At 42.6% G+C, this 14,679-nt stretch carries 13 protein-coding genes; 5 read left to right on the top strand and 8 right to left on the bottom strand.

The features are described from left to right. Positions 1-26: 26 nt before the first annotated feature. The 4 genes from L0P89_RS04495 to L0P89_RS04480 all read right to left on the bottom strand — a co-directional run bounded on the left by L0P89_RS04495 (position 27) and on the right by L0P89_RS04480 (position 4,162). The gene (locus L0P89_RS04495; protein ID WP_235267206.1) at positions 27-614 is read right to left on the bottom strand and encodes a fasciclin domain-containing protein; all 588 of its coding nucleotides are present in this window, start codon (positions 612-614) and stop codon (positions 27-29) included. A 5-nt stretch (positions 615-619) separates the two neighbouring features. Next, complete coding sequence (locus tag L0P89_RS04490) at positions 620-1,126, bottom strand: c-type cytochrome (RefSeq protein ID WP_235267205.1); 507 nt, start codon at positions 1,124-1,126, stop codon at positions 620-622. Positions 1,127-1,431: 305 nt separating this feature from the next. Further along, entirely contained in the window at positions 1,432-3,699 is a 2,268-nt protein-coding gene (locus L0P89_RS04485) for a TonB-dependent receptor domain-containing protein (protein WP_235267204.1), read from the bottom strand. Between the two features lie 73 nt (positions 3,700-3,772). Continuing rightward, entirely contained in the window at positions 3,773-4,162 is a 390-nt protein-coding gene (locus tag L0P89_RS04480) for a hypothetical protein (RefSeq protein ID WP_235267203.1), read from the bottom strand. Between the two features lie 101 nt (positions 4,163-4,263). Between L0P89_RS04480 and L0P89_RS04475 the strand changes: the two genes are divergently transcribed. Continuing rightward, positions 4,264-4,695 (top strand): Rrf2 family transcriptional regulator, encoded by a 432-nt coding sequence (locus L0P89_RS04475; RefSeq protein WP_235267202.1) that lies wholly within the window; start codon positions 4,264-4,266, stop codon positions 4,693-4,695. A 93-nt stretch (positions 4,696-4,788) separates the two neighbouring features. On the opposite strand, the gene L0P89_RS04470 is transcribed toward L0P89_RS04475, so the two are convergent. Both L0P89_RS04470 and hemN read right to left on the bottom strand, forming a co-directional pair. Then, positions 4,789-5,610: a universal stress protein gene (locus tag L0P89_RS04470; protein ID WP_235267201.1), complete on the bottom strand. Its 822-nt coding sequence runs from the start codon at positions 5,608-5,610 to the stop codon at positions 4,789-4,791. A 33-nt stretch (positions 5,611-5,643) separates the two neighbouring features. Then, entirely contained in the window at positions 5,644-7,002 is a 1,359-nt protein-coding gene (gene hemN / locus L0P89_RS04465; RefSeq protein WP_235267200.1) for an oxygen-independent coproporphyrinogen III oxidase, read from the bottom strand. A 151-nt stretch (positions 7,003-7,153) separates the two neighbouring features. Here hemN and L0P89_RS04460 point away from each other — a divergent pair, with 151 nt between their 5' ends. Together L0P89_RS04460 and L0P89_RS04455 are read left to right on the top strand one after the other, a co-directional pair. Next, the gene (locus L0P89_RS04460; protein ID WP_235267199.1) at positions 7,154-8,998 is read left to right on the top strand and encodes a CBS domain-containing protein; all 1,845 of its coding nucleotides are present in this window, start codon (positions 7,154-7,156) and stop codon (positions 8,996-8,998) included. Positions 8,999-9,000: 2 nt separating this feature from the next. Further along, the gene (locus tag L0P89_RS04455; protein WP_235267198.1) at positions 9,001-10,197 is read left to right on the top strand and encodes a succinylglutamate desuccinylase/aspartoacylase family protein; all 1,197 of its coding nucleotides are present in this window, start codon (positions 9,001-9,003) and stop codon (positions 10,195-10,197) included. An 87-nt stretch (positions 10,198-10,284) separates the two neighbouring features. On the opposite strand, the gene L0P89_RS04450 is transcribed toward L0P89_RS04455, so the two are convergent. Both L0P89_RS04450 and L0P89_RS04445 read right to left on the bottom strand, forming a co-directional pair. Beyond that, positions 10,285-11,007: an energy transducer TonB gene (locus L0P89_RS04450; RefSeq protein ID WP_235267197.1), complete on the bottom strand. Its 723-nt coding sequence runs from the start codon at positions 11,005-11,007 to the stop codon at positions 10,285-10,287. Between the two features lie 86 nt (positions 11,008-11,093). Then, positions 11,094-11,828, bottom strand: a complete 735-nt coding sequence (locus tag L0P89_RS04445; RefSeq protein ID WP_235267196.1) for a DUF2490 domain-containing protein — start codon at positions 11,826-11,828, stop codon at positions 11,094-11,096. Positions 11,829-12,020: 192 nt separating this feature from the next. Between L0P89_RS04445 and L0P89_RS04440 the strand changes: the two genes are divergently transcribed. Next, on the top strand, positions 12,021-12,812 hold the full coding sequence (locus L0P89_RS04440; protein ID WP_235267195.1) for a universal stress protein: 792 nt from the start codon (positions 12,021-12,023) through the stop codon (positions 12,810-12,812). 19 nt (positions 12,813-12,831) lie between these two features. After that, entirely contained in the window at positions 12,832-14,670 is a 1,839-nt protein-coding gene (locus tag L0P89_RS04435; protein ID WP_235267194.1) for an SLC13 family permease, read from the top strand. Positions 14,671-14,679 lie beyond the last annotated feature (9 nt).

The following is a 14,679-nucleotide window of genomic DNA, read 5'->3' as shown; positions in this document are numbered from 1 at the left end:
TTTATTGTTTATCGTTTAAATCGGTTTTATTCGTCTGATGGAGGCAATATTACTTTGTCAACCACGTGTACAATGCCGTTGCCGGCAGAAACACTGGCGATAATCTTTGCCCCACCGACATAGACGTCATCACCTTTTACCTCTACCATTACATTTTGGTTGTTGGCCTGCCCTAACTTTTTGAACTTTTTCAAGAAGTCTTTGCTGTAGTTTCCTGGCGTGACGTGATGCTTCAGAATATTGGCAAGGGCATCTTTGTTCTCAGGTTTCAACAAAGTTTCAACAGTGCCTTCAGGTAGGGCTTCAAAAGCGGCATTTGTCGGTGCAAAAACCATCAGAGGCCCTGCATTCACGAGAGCATTTTCAAGATCTGCGGCCTGAACTGCGGCCACGAGGGTAGAATGGTCTTCAGACCCGATCGCTATCTGCAAGACATTGGGCCGTGAAACATCATCTTTGATAAAGGCCTGTCCTTGTTTTTTTGTTTCCTTGGCTTCTGTCTGTTCAGCACCAGCGGTAGCAGTCTGTGTCTTGGCTTCATTTTTGCAACTGAAAAACAACATCAGTATACAAAATGAACCAATCAAAAGTTTGAGATTGGCTGTTGTCTTCATATCATCTATTTTAAGGTTCTAAAGTATTCTATTATGGCGCGGGCCTGCTCTTCGGTAAGGCCTTGGTTGGCCATGGGCGATCCATTGAATTCAATCAAGAGGTCTTTTGCCAATGGATCTTCTTTTACCATTTTTTCAGGGACCAAGATCATGTTCATGACCCATTCAGGGGTTCTTCTTTCGAGAATGCCATTGGGTGCGGGACCTATGAATTTTTTGCCGACTCTATGGCAGGCCAAACACATTTGGTTGTAGACCTCTTCACCTTGGGTGACCATTGCCTGGTCGATTTCGTCATCGATTGTTATAGATTTGATAGGGCCTACGCCTTTGTTGGTCAAATCAATACGCTCAGAGGGTTTGACGGTTTCTGCTGTATTTGTCTCGACTTTTTTTTCAGTTGTTTTTTTGCGCTCTACGCTAAAACCTTCTTCTTTCTTTTCTTGCTTTCCTCCACAGGCTATCATCAGAAAAGTGAACAATAGAACTATACTCTTGCTGCCTATTTTCATGGATGTTGTTTTTGAATTTGTGTCCCAAAAGTAAGGGGAGGGAAGAGTATAAAATATGATAATCGTCATATTTAAGACAAAAAAGTCTTTAATTGAAAAGAAAGATCCAAGAATCAATTTATTTAATCATAAATAGCTTATTTGCAATTATTTAAATTGTTTTTGTGCGCAGGGGTCCATGATACTGAAAAATGAGATTTCACCTTTTTTATAAAAAAGCCATCCGCCTCAGGGCGAATGGCCTTAAATAAATGAACAAGTATGGTTTTATATGGCTGTTGACTTTTGTGCCATGCCCATACTTTTCAGAACACGAAATTGATAGCCGCAAAGGCATTGCGACCAGGTGCGAAAATAGGTTGGTTGTTTCCGCGTACCGACCGTGTCAGATGTTCATAGTAGTTTTCATCGAATATATTGTTCATGCCTATTGAAATTCTACCCGATTTTGTAAAGTTGTAAGCCAGTTTTGCATCCAGCAGTGAAAATGATGGGGTTTGGGTTTCTCCAAACTCGTTAGATATTCGAGATTGCTCCATTACATGTCTGAAAGTAAGCTCTGGGTGCAGTTTGCCTTTCATGTACTCGCCGAAAACGGTATATCTGAAATCGAATGGTGCAATCTCTGGTAAGGGTTCGTCCCGTTCCAAATCTTGCGCATAGGTGTAGGCAATACCCATACGTTGTTGAAGCCCCCCGATCAGTTCTTGTGACCAATTTACCTCAAATCCTAGTTTAACCGCATCTTCAATATTGACAAACCGTCTAACACCAGGGCTCGTGGGCAGTCGTGGTTCGAGTTCCGTATCTATGACAGAAGAGATAAAATCTTGAAGATATCCTGCGAAAATATCTATGTTCACATTGGTAAACTTGTTTTGCCAATTGAAGGTCAGATCTAATTGATTGTTTATTTCTTGATTTAATTGCGGATTGCCCAACATCTCGAACGGGTCTTGACCCACGGGGAAATAATTGATATATCGTTCAGTTAAGCTTGCGCTGCGCTGCGCACGGCCCAACCATAGGCCCAAGGTCATTTCTTTGCCAATACTTCTTGTGGCACCAAGACTAAAGCTCGGATTGAACTGTGACACTTCGGTGTCTCCATTTGCCTGGGTAAACTCTGCTGTAGGCTCATCGACATTTGCATTGTTCAGCTCCAGCCTTGTGGCCAATACTATTCTCGTTTTATCAAAATTGAGATGGTACTCAGAAAAGATGGCACTTTTGCTTATCTGTCCGTCTTGCCAAGCATTGTCACGGAGCACATTGCCCGCATTTGGCCCCATCAAGAATTCTCGAACCCTAGTGCCCTCAGCCCCCTCTCTTCTAAAATCGGCCCCCGCAAAAAGATTGGACTTTTCGAAATTCCAGATTCCCTCTGTTCTGGCACCATAATTATAAGTAGTCGCTTTGGTCGATGCGTTCAACATACGAGGATCAAGGGGCTTCAATAAATTATCCATCAGGTGATTTACGAACGAAGCAAAAATGGTAGTGTTCCAAGATGATAAATGGTCTTTATCAAAATTTATGTCGTGACGTGCATTGAACATCCAAGTATCATCTTCCCTTAAATCCATGGGAAGGGCTGGAAAATCAGCATCTCTTGCTACATTATAGGTCGCCGATACCCGAAATAGGTTGTCCTCAGATAGCTTAAAACCCAAATTGGCACCGAAACTGCCCCGATTAAAGTCGGCAGCAATAGTTTGGCCATTACCAGCAGTGTAATCGTTGCCCTGTGACCACGAACCAAAGAATGCATAATCGTGGTTTTTGCCACTAAAACCCAACTGCCCTTCATTTCTCAAAACAGAGCCATTGCCCTCAAAGCCATTTGAGATTCTACCATAGATATCTCTCTCTTCCGAAAACCGAAGCTTTGTTGGCACAAAGTTTATGGTAGCACCAAAACCGGTACCATAGCGCAAAGCGTGAGGGCCCTTGAGCACTTCGATTTTGTCGATCATATTAGGGGCCATTTGACTGGTAGGGGGGTCCATGCGATTGGGGCAGGCCGCTGTAGCACTTTGTGCCCCGTTCAAGACGATGTTCAATTGATCGTATTTGAAACCCCTGAAAACAGGATCGAACCCATAGTTGCCACCTTTTCGTATGCTGTTCAAAGCAGGGCTCTGGTTCAAGACCGATGCCCCATCGTGAGCCAATCGCTCTTGATAATCGAGTTTCACATTTTCATTGGGGTTGTGACCGTTTCTGAGGGCTATTACGGTTATTGGGTATAGATTGACGATAATAGGTTGTCGGTACAACCTCTTTTTTTCGATCATGTTCAAGACCTCGGTATCGGTCAATGACCATTTTCCATAATTGATATGTGAAAAGCTCATTGACACACCTTTCTGGTATTGAAAATCGATACCTCCGTCAATATCAGAGATGCCACTTTGATCGCCATAAGTAAAAGTGGCACCCACTATTGGCGATGAATTTTCTTGGTCAAGTAATTGGATGTTGTGATAGTTCTGGGCCTGTAATGCCGATGCATACATGCTGAGCATTAAGGTCATCAAAAAACCTATTGCCCGTTTTGTTTTAAAAGTCATGATGTTGTTATTGTGATTCAACGAATGTTTTTGGTGCAATACATTTGAAGCATGTAAAAGCACCATTCGAAAATTAGAATGAAGTCGGCAAGCAATTTTCAGGTGGTTGAATCAAAACCAAAAGGTGGCGTGAAGAAAAAAAGTTGTGTAAATAGACTATTTTGTTTTTTGAATCACTCTTAACGGAATATTCAATTGATAGGGTTGTCAATGGCTCAAAAAAGACCGTTTGCAACATTTCGATGAAAAATCTTTCTCCGAAAGGGTTTTGGTCATTTTGTTCGGCTTCTTTGGCCAATTGTTTGGAGAGGTAGCATTTTCCATTACATTGCAATTGCGGCTTGTCTCTGTTTTCGCAAAGCACATTCGTGATGTAGTCGTAATTGGCAATGTATTCTGCAATGGGCCATAAAGGCTTTATGAGCATCATTGCAGTTACCAATAAGACCACATAACTTTTCATGTCGACAAATTTAGAGGCGGCATATGGATGAAAACATGATATCAATCATATTTCGGATAAGTAAGTCTTTTAATCTTTATATTTGGAAAAATAACTGATCTGTGTTCTCGAACTCTGTCAAATATGCCATTAAGGCAGTACTATATTTAGGGGTAAATTCTACCGGAAATCAGCGAATCAGGGCGAATAATATCAGCGAAGCGACCGATATTCCCATGGCCTATACCTCAAAGTTGCTACAAGAACTTTCACGACACCATGTGGTTTCCTCAGCCAAAGGGCCCCATGGAGGCTTCTATCTTACCGACGAGAACAGAAACACACCGCTTTTCAAAATTGTGTCGATTATCGATGGTGAGAACAGATTGACATCATGCATACTCAGTTTAGAAAAGTGCAACGAAGACTATCCTTGTCCTTTGCATGATATGGTCGGTAAGACCAAGTCAAGCTTTATTAGCAGTATTCAAGAGACTACAGTGGGCCAACTGATTGAAGATGTTCAAAGAGGCACTTCCTTTTTGCCTCTATAATAGGGCAAAGAAAAAGGGAGATGTCAACCAAATCTCCCTTTATCATCAATACACTAATCATCAAATCATAAAGCCAATCACTCTCTAACAGCCTTATATTTTGAAAGTGACCACGGGTAGCTTACTGTGGTTGACAATATCTTCACCAAGGCTTCCCATAAAGAAGTGTGACAGACCTTTTCTACCATGTGTCGGAATGCCGATAAGGTCAGCGGCATTGGTCTCGGCATAGTTTAAGATGCCTTTTTCGACGGTGTAATCATTGTAAATGTCCACCTCCAATCCCAATTGGGCAATGTTCAAGAACTTTGAGATGCGTTTATAGGCATCTTCATGGCTCAAAAAAGCATCTGCCGGGGTGTTGATATACACCAATTTCAATTCTGTGCCAAGTTTCTTCGCAAAGTCTGAAGCCTTCTTGACAGATGCGATATTTTCTTCCTTGAAGTCACAGGCAAAAACAAATCTATCTACCCTGAAATCTGAAATATCACCTTTGATGACCAGCACCGGAATTTCAGAACTCCTCACCACTCTTTCGGTGTTCGATCCGATAAAGATTTCTTCCAGCCCATCAACACCATGAGACCCCATGACAATCAAATCGGCACCGTGTTTTTCAGCTACGTCGTTTACCTCGCTAAACACTTTGTAGTGTTTTATGATAGGAGTGATATTAACGTTTTTGAGATAGGGCTTGTCTAAAAACTCGGCAAACCGCTTTTCGTTCAACTTCATGAGATGAACCACATGCTCGGGGGGCATATATTCGGTATTGGCCATGATTGCTGGTGAAAGCTCTAACATATGCAATACAAAGAGGTTGGCTTTGTACTTTTCTGATAGGGCTGCAGCCACTTTTAGGGCCTTCTCTGATTGTTCTGAAAAATCGACTGGGACAATGATATTTTTCATGGGTCTTTTTTTTTGGTCTGCCTTGGCAGCCTGTTAAACGGTCATCGAGAACAACTGTATCTCGGGTTGCTTTCTATGCAACTTCAGGTCAAAGGCCATACTTACGTTTCTGATGAACGGCCTGCCTTTTTCGGTTACTTTTATATGATTGGAGCAGATTTCGATCAATTTATCGTCTTCTAACTCTTTCAGGTTATCTATAACGTTCTCAAAATTTATGTTATTGCCCTCACCAATTTGCCAACTGGTTTCAAATCGGCACATGAGGTTCAGTATATGTTGGCGTATCAGTAGGTCTTCTTCATTTAGCAGGTGGCCCCTATAAACAGGTATGATGCCTTTTTCGACCAAATGTTGATACTCTTCGATACTTTTTACGTTTTGGGCAAAAGCATACCAACTATCACTGATGCTTGATACCCCTAGACCGATCATTATGTGTGTTTTTGAAGGGGTGTAGCCCATGAAATTGCGATGCAAAGTGCCATTTTCGACAGCTTTGTACAAAGCATCAGTGGGTAGCGCGAAATGATCCATGCCTATGTCTTTGTACCCTAGGTCGGTCAGCCTTTTTTTGCCCAGTTCATATTGCAATTTCTTGTCTTCTGTAGTGGGTAGGTCTTCATCGCGGTATCCCCGTTGACCATTTCCTTTTCGCCAAGGCACATGGGCATAGCTATAAAATGCCAAGCGGTCGGGTCTAAGTTCATTGGTTTTGTCAATTGTGTGGTTGACATCATCGAAGGTTTGAAACGGAAGTCCGTAAATGATATCATGTCCGACAGATGTATAGCCGATTTCACGGGCCCATCGGGTAACGCGTTCTACATTTTCAAAGGGCTGCACCCGGCGTATGGCATGCTGTACTTTTTCATTGTAATCTTGCACCCCAAAACAGACTCTTCTGAACCCTACATCATACAAAGTCTGTAGGTGGGCCTTGGTCGTGTTGTTTGGGTGGCCCTCGAAGCTCAACTCTGCATCTTCGGCCATATGGGCAAAACGAAAAATGCCGTCAATAAGTTTTTTAAGGTTTTCAGGTGAGAAAAAGGTCGGGGTGCCGCCACCCAAGTGCAATTCTTTGATAATGGGTCGTTCGCCCAACAATTTTCGATACAGGGACCATTCTTTCAAAACTGCCCCTATATAAGGGCTTTCCACTTCATGCCTTTTGGTAATGCGCTTATGGCATCCACAGAAAGTACACATACTTTCACAAAAAGGGAGGTGAATGTACACACTTACGCCATCGTTCTTGCTTTCTCGATAGCTTTGTTTGATGCTCTCTTTCCAACGTTTTCCTGAAAAAGAATCATTATCCCAGTAGGGAACCGTCGGATAACTGGTATATCTGGGTCCCGGAACATTGTACTTATGGGTAAGGTCGCACATACGTTTGGCTTATAAACCAAAATTAGTTTTCCCCGGCCCGAAAAAACATGACAATTATCATTTGAACCCGCCCTCTTCGGGTTTTGTCTGACAAATGTCATGTTTTCAATCGATTTCGATATCTAGATTTGTTCGTCAAGTTATTAGGTATATGGGCGAAATGATCACTTCAAATACAAAAGATGCTGAAGAAAGAATGGCTTTCGTGCAGCATTTGATCGATGACGTAGAAACCCTTGAGTTGCTTTTACAAAATGAAATGTTCGAAGATGATGTGGTTCGCGTCGGTGCAGAACAAGAACTTTGTCTCATCGACAAGAACTATCGGCCATATGGCATTAATCTCAAGTTGTTGAATGAAATTGACGACGCCCATTTTACTACCGAACTGGCGAGCTATAACATTGAGATCAACCTAGACCCGTTTGAACTTAAGAACAACTGTTTTTCACTTATTGAGAATCAATTGCGGGAACTGCTTCAAAAAGCTGATGACCAAGCAAAAAAAAATAAGGCCCATCTCTTATTGGCAGGTATTTTGCCCACAATTGGCAAAAAAGAAGTGGGCTTGGATTATTTGACCCCCATACCAAGATATTTTGCTTTGAATGAAATGCTCAAGGCATATAAGGGAGATGATTTCAACCTGAAAATACGAGGTGTTGATGAGCTGTATTTAAAACATGATTCTGTGATGTTCGAGGCTTGTAATACCAGTTTTCAACTGCACCTGCAAGTACCCTCACATGACTTTATATCGAGTTATAACTGGGCCCAGGCAATTGCAGGGCCGGTACTTTCGGTATGCTGTAATTCTCCGATGCTCATGGGGAGGGAATTGTGGAAGGAAACGCGTATTGCATTGTTCCAACAAAGTCTTGATACAAGAAGAACGGCATATGCCCTGCGCAACCAAACACCACGAGTCGGTTTTGGAGATCATTGGGAAGAGGGATCAGTGGCCGAAATCTTTAAAAAAGACATTTCAAAGCACCGTATATTGTTGACCAAGCCAATAGCGGAAAGCTCTCTTCAAAAGTTCAAAAAAGGAGAAATTTCAAAGTTGCCCGCATTATGCCTGCACAACGGCACCATTTACCGTTGGAACCGACCGTGCTACGGCGTGGGGAACGGAAAACCCCATCTTAGAATAGAGAATAGATATATTCCATCCGGTCCTTCGGTCATCGATGAGATGGCCAACTTCGCTTTTTGGGTCGGTTTGATGAAAGGCCGCCCAAAGGTTTTTGATGACATGCCATCACAGATGGATTTCAAATCGGCCAAGACGAACTTCATAAAAGCGGCACGTTCTGGCAAGGAAACCGTTTTTTTGTGGTGTGGTGAACTATATAGTGCCAAAAAGTTGATATTGAACAAACTTTTGCCCATTGCCTATAAAGGGCTTCATAAGTGTGGTGTCGATGAGGAAGATATCGAACGTTTGCTGGGGGTCATTGAAGGGCGTACCAAGGGAATGACAGGAGAACAGTGGCAAGTGGCCAATATGAGAACATTGAAACAGCGGTTCAAAACAGATAAGTCTTTGGTGTTGCTCACTAAAAAAATGGTAGAGAATCAATCCCAAAATTTACCGATACATCGATGGGAACATGTAAATTTGGAAAATATTAGACGAAAGCCCAAACTTGTAAAAGAGATCATGACCACCCATCTTTTCAAATTGCACGAAGATGACCTTGTCAGTATGGCACAAGCTATCATGCAATGGAACGGCATACACCATATTCCGGTAGAGAATGATCAAGGAGATTTATCAGGGCTGTTGACATGGAGTTATTTGCAATCTTTGGCCACAACAACAGATTTTAACAATACGAAAGTTTCCGAAATTATGATAAAAGAGGTAATGACCGCTTCACCAGAGATGGAAATCGGCTCGGCCAAAACATTGCTGGGCAAGCATGATATTGGCTGTTTGCCCGTGGTTTTAGATAACACCTTGGTAGGAATCATAAGTAGAAAAGATATTTGATCATGCCTGAAGTCTATAGCAAGGCCTTGGGCAGCTCACTAAAAGTTAATAGGGTTTTGGGCCATCTTAAAGGGAAAGAACCAGGCCCCACGGTTATTTTCTTTGGAGGGATACACGGCAATGAACCGGCGGGTATCTTCGCCCTTGATGAAGTGCTGCAACAATTACAATCAAAAAATATCGCCATCAAAGGCGAATTTTTTGCTATTGCCGGAAACCTACCGGCTCTTCAAAAAAGTATTCGTTTTCATCAAGAAGACCTGAATCGAATCTGGAAACCAGAACGAATTGCACAATTGGGCGACAAAAGTTCACTTGAAAGTGATGATGCCAAAGAGATGCAGCAATTGATGAAGCTTTTGAACCAGCTTTTCAAAAAGACCCGACCACCCTATTATTTCATCGATTTACATACCACTTCGGGTGAAACAGATCCTTTTATAGTGGTGAACGACAGTTTGTTGAACCGAAAATTTGTTTCTAACTATCCGCTGCCCACCATTTTGGGCATTGAAGAATACCTTACGGGCGCAATGCTGAGCTATATCAACGAATTGGGTTATGTGTCGTTTGGTTATGAAAGCGGCCAGCACGACCATACCATGGCCATAAAAAAGAGCGTTGATTTTATCAAATACACCCTTGCATTGACAGGGGTAGTGAGTGTTGATGAAACTTCACTGGCAGCATTGAAGAACAAAGTTGCCGACTCATGTAAAGAGCCCCATACTTTTTATGAGATCTACTACCAGCATAAGATTGGCCCACAAGATTGTTTTGACATGCTTCCGGGCTTTGTGAATTTTCAAAAAGTGCCAAAAGACAAGCCTATTGCGGTAAACGGACAAGGAGTGATCAAAACGACCAAGCCAAGGCAGTTGTTCATGCCGCTGTACCAAAAAAAGGGAAGCGAGGGCTTTTATTTCATTCGTGAGATTCCGCGATTCTTTCTTTGGTTGTCGAAATGGTTGCGAAAAATTCACGCTGACCATGTGTTGACCTTATTACCAGGTCTAAAATGGGTAGACAAAGAAAAGTCTGCTTTGATGGTGAATCGAAATGTGGCCCGTTTTATGGCCAAACCTGTTTTTCACTTGTTGGGTTACCGAACACGATTTTTTGATAAAGACCATTTGATTATCAGAAGTAGGGAAAGAAATTCAAAAGAAAAAGAATATATCGACGAAAAGTGGTATTGACGAAAAATCACCTACAAAAAAAGACCGAACTTGTATTTACACAAGTTCGGTCTTTCTTTTTTGTACTACAGTATATTCTTGTTTATACTACTGCACTACAAAATTGATGGGTATACTGTAAGTGACCTTTGTAGCTCTGCCACGCTGTTGCCCAGGTTTCATTTGGGGCAGCAGGGCTATTATTCTGGCAGCCTCATCTTCCAATAATCTATCTGGCCCTCTTTTTAGAATATTTGACACACGGCCTTTTGAGTCGATATCAAATTTTACGAATACCCTACCCGTTATGCCCAGTTCAAGGGCCGTTTTCGGATATTTAAAATTGTTTCTAATGTGCTCTAGCATTTTTTTATTGAAACAGGCCTTGCGCTCGGTTTCCGATCCCAGATCTTCACAACCTGGAAATACAGGGGCATTTTCAATGACGGCAAAAGGTACCGAAATGTCTTCTTCTTCCTCGCCAACACTTACATCGTCAACGGCAATGGCCTCGGCAATTTCGGTGTCTTGGCTACTCTCGGTGCTTTCGATGACTGTTTCTTCTATCTCCAACTCATCTTCTACCACTTCTATTATCGCAGGTGCACTTGGTGGTGGTGGGGGTGGAGCGGTTCTGATCTGTTCGGTTACAGGTACATCTTCATCGATGTTGTCTGCTACTTCTAACACTTGAACGAAGTCGTTCTCGGTTTCATAGGTCTTGTACTCTAATAGCTGCCATACAGTGAAAAGTACTACGGTCAATCCTACCATAAAATAAAGGCTGCTATTTCTGCCGATATCCGCGTTTGGATTTTTTTTAGATTTCATGACGAATGTTATTTATGGCAATAAAAGTACTTCCCTTGACTCGCTTAAAACATGATATTTGTCAATTTTTGAATTTTTATGACTTTTTATTGCGACATTGATAATTTATGGGCTTGTGTTAAACCATTTATAGAATTTTCAAAAAATCTGGTCTTGAACAATACTATCATGCGTACCCGGTCGTAATTGTGCTTGCCGACGTGGTTTTTCATATACCCGACCTCAAAAGAAACATCTGAGTTGATCTTTCTTCCCAGTCCAAGATAAAATCGATTTTGGTTGATAGCGGCCTCATCAAAATTGAAAAAAGGCTCGTCAGAACATTTCAAATAAAGGTTCTCGCCAATTGATTTTTTGTATTGCAAACGGTATCTGAGCCTATTGTTCAAAAAATGGTTCTCACTATTGCTGATCCATCGATGTTCAAATCGAAAACGTTGCGCCCAGGGCGAAGTGCTTTTGATAACAAATTCTTCATATAACCAAAACTCGGTATTGAGGGTTTCCAGATCGTCATGCCCAAAAGGTTGGGTGTCTAGATAGGCCGTCCCCAAAGTAGTTTCAAACCTATCGTTCATTTTATAGGTAATACCGGTTCTCAAAAAAGCAAATTCTGTTTCTTGTGCCAAATCATACTGTCTGAGAACACCGGCTACGGGAATGCTCCATTTTTTTGATATGGCATTATCGCCAAACATCTCCATCCATGTTCCCGTGGCATCTTTGGGGTGTTCTTGAGTGAACAATTTGCTTATGGTGCCAACTAAGGCCAATCCGACAAAAAACCAGGTTTTGAACGGATGCATTTTAGAATTGTTCATACCCCGTTAGGTTGAAATCGGGCGCAAGTTCTCCCCAAAGAAATCTGAAAAGTATGATAAATATCATTCTTCAAAAAACCGGTTTTTTTTCATGAAGAAAATCTTAAAACTGACTTCTGTCATGTTTTGGATTAAGCCCCAAGATTACTTTTGAACCGAAATTGAATTATAACCCATTTAAATTTCATAGGTATGAGCAGCATTAGCAAAATTTTGGTTCCGTTTGATTTCACGGAACCCGCTATAGCCGCACTGGAATATACACTTAGGTTTGTTGGTTTTGAGAGACCCATTCAGGTACAGGCCATCTATGCAAGTACTTCGAACATCAGTGAATCTGATATAAAAGAGACGCAGGCAAGTTTTGATAAAGTGGTCGGCTCATTGAACAAGCGCACCAAGTTCAAGCCCGAATTGCTTACGGTAAAGGGTGAACTGGTCAAGAGTGTTCTAGAGGCTAGAAAAAAAAATAAAGCTGATTTGGTCATCATGGGCACTCTGGGCGACATGAGTGTTGATGAGCATTTGACGAATACTTCGAGCCTGGTTTTGGAAGCTGACTGCCCGGTGATGTCAGTGCCTTACGGTGAAGAAATCAATATTCCCAAAGAGATCGCACTGGTCTTGGGCAAAGAAGAAATTGAAAACCCGCGCTTGTTGGGAATGCTCTTGCACATCGCACGTATGTTCAATGCCAAGGTACATGTACTTACGATTTACAAAGACTCCATCTACGAGGAAAACGCTGTGGTTGAGTCCAATGAAGACTCTTTGGAATACTATCTAGAACACTTTTATGTAGAACACACATTCGAAAAAAACCAAGATATAGAAAAAGGTATATTGGATTATATAGAGGAAAAAAATATTGACCTCTTGACCATTTTACCCCGTAACCATGCACAAAAAACAAAGCCATCTGAGGGCAGGTTGACAAAATTGTTGACGCTACATTCCGATGTTCCGGTTTTGACACTTGATTAGCACTAGCAACAATTTTACTATGGTCACCTTACTGATCATCCTTACCATTACGATTGTTCTTTTTATCTGGGGCAAATTCCCTCCCGATGTCGTGGCACTGATCTCAATGTTGACATTGTTCCTCACGGGTATTTTAGATATGAATGAAGCCTTGAGCGGCTTTAGCAATGCCACGGTCATCATGATCGCTGCCCTGTTCATTATCGGTGAGGGGCTTTCGCGTACAGGGTGGACAGCCCTTGCTGGCCAGCGTTTTGTAAGTTGGGCCGGTAAAAGTGTGCCGAAATTATTGATCATAGTGACTTTGGGGGCCAGTCTATTATCTGGGTTTGTGAGCAATACCGGTACGGTGGCAGCACTGCTTCCAGTAACGGTATCAGCGGCATGGAGTGCTGGCACCTTGCCCTCAAAACTACTGATGCCGGTCGCCTTCGGGTCGAATACCGGCGGCTTGTTGACCCTCACGGGCACCCCACCGAACATTATTGCCAGTAATACGTTGATCGAAAATAATTTGGAAGGGTTCTCTTTCTTCGAGTTCTCGTTGATAGGGTTACCGCTCTTGGTAATTTCCATTCTTTATTTCAGGTATATCGGCTATCGTCTTCTGCCCAGTCACAAGACCAAGAACAGGCCGGTCGATATCGATGCCGAAATGCACAAATGGATTGAGAGCTATAGTATTGGCGACAATCTCTATCGCTTGCGAATTCGTTCAATGTCACCTTTGATCAATACCAAGATAGGCGATTGGAATTTTGAACAAGAGCACCATGTAGCGGTCATGCGCTTGAAACGAAGACACCCAAGTCCGTTACAGCAACGGGTTCCACTTTTTGTAGAGCTTCCAGAGCCCGATACCGAAATGCGCTACCATGACATCATTACGGTGAAAGGAGACCCTGAAGCGGTTGACCGATTGACATTGAAATATAGTTTGGGCATTATTCCCACGCCTGCAGAAAAAGATACCTTGAAAAATGAACTGATCAATCAAGAGGTGGGCATGGCAGAAATGTTGATCACGCCAAAGTCTGTGTTTGTGGGCCGTGTGATCAATCTAGGCCAGTACCTTAGAAAATCGGGGGTACAGCTATTGGCGGCTTCACGGAAAAATAGGCCACTTAAAGGTAAGATAAAGATAGAAGCGGGTGATGCCTTTGTTATTCGTGGCCCATGGGAAAATATAGAAACACTCAAGGCACTTTACGAAAATGTCGTAATTTCAGGAAGCCCAGAGGCCATGTCAAAAAATGTGGCAACCCTGAGTACCAGAAGTTACATTGCCATGGGCACCTTGGTATTGATGATTCTTTTGCTGGTCTTCAAGGTATTACCGGGCGCCATTGCCGCTTTGGTATGTGCCGGCATCATGATGTTGACCCGATGCGTGCCCATCTCTAAAGCGTACAAGGGCATAAGTTGGACGAGCGTGGTCATGATTGCCGCAATGATACCCATGGGGCTGGCCCTGCAAAAAACAGGGGTCGCCCAAATGGCCGCAAACGGATTGGTCAATTCTTTGGGTAGTCTGCACCCCACGGTTTTGTTGGCCGGTATCTTTTTGTTGACCACAGGTTTCAGCCAGACCATCAACAATTCGGCCACGGCCGTTTTAATGGCACCTATCGCCTTGATCGCCGCAACATCGCTTGGGGTTTCCCCCAAGCCCTATTTGATAACGGTGGCCATAAGCGCCTCTACGGCCTTTTTGACCCCTGTGGGCACGACGACGAACGCCATGGTATTATCAGCTGGCGGGTATAACTTTTTAGACTATGTAAAGGTCGGTGGGCCTTTATTGTTATTATTTTTTATTGCAACGGTACTCTTGGTGCCGTTGGTATGGCCTTTTTAAAACATAACA

It is taken from the genome of Muricauda sp. SCSIO 65647 (assembly GCF_021534965.1).
Taxonomy (GTDB): Bacteria; Bacteroidota; Bacteroidia; order Flavobacteriales; family Flavobacteriaceae; genus Flagellimonas_A.
Note: the sequence above shows the minus strand (reverse complement) of the source record. Positions and strands in the feature narration are given on the sequence as shown.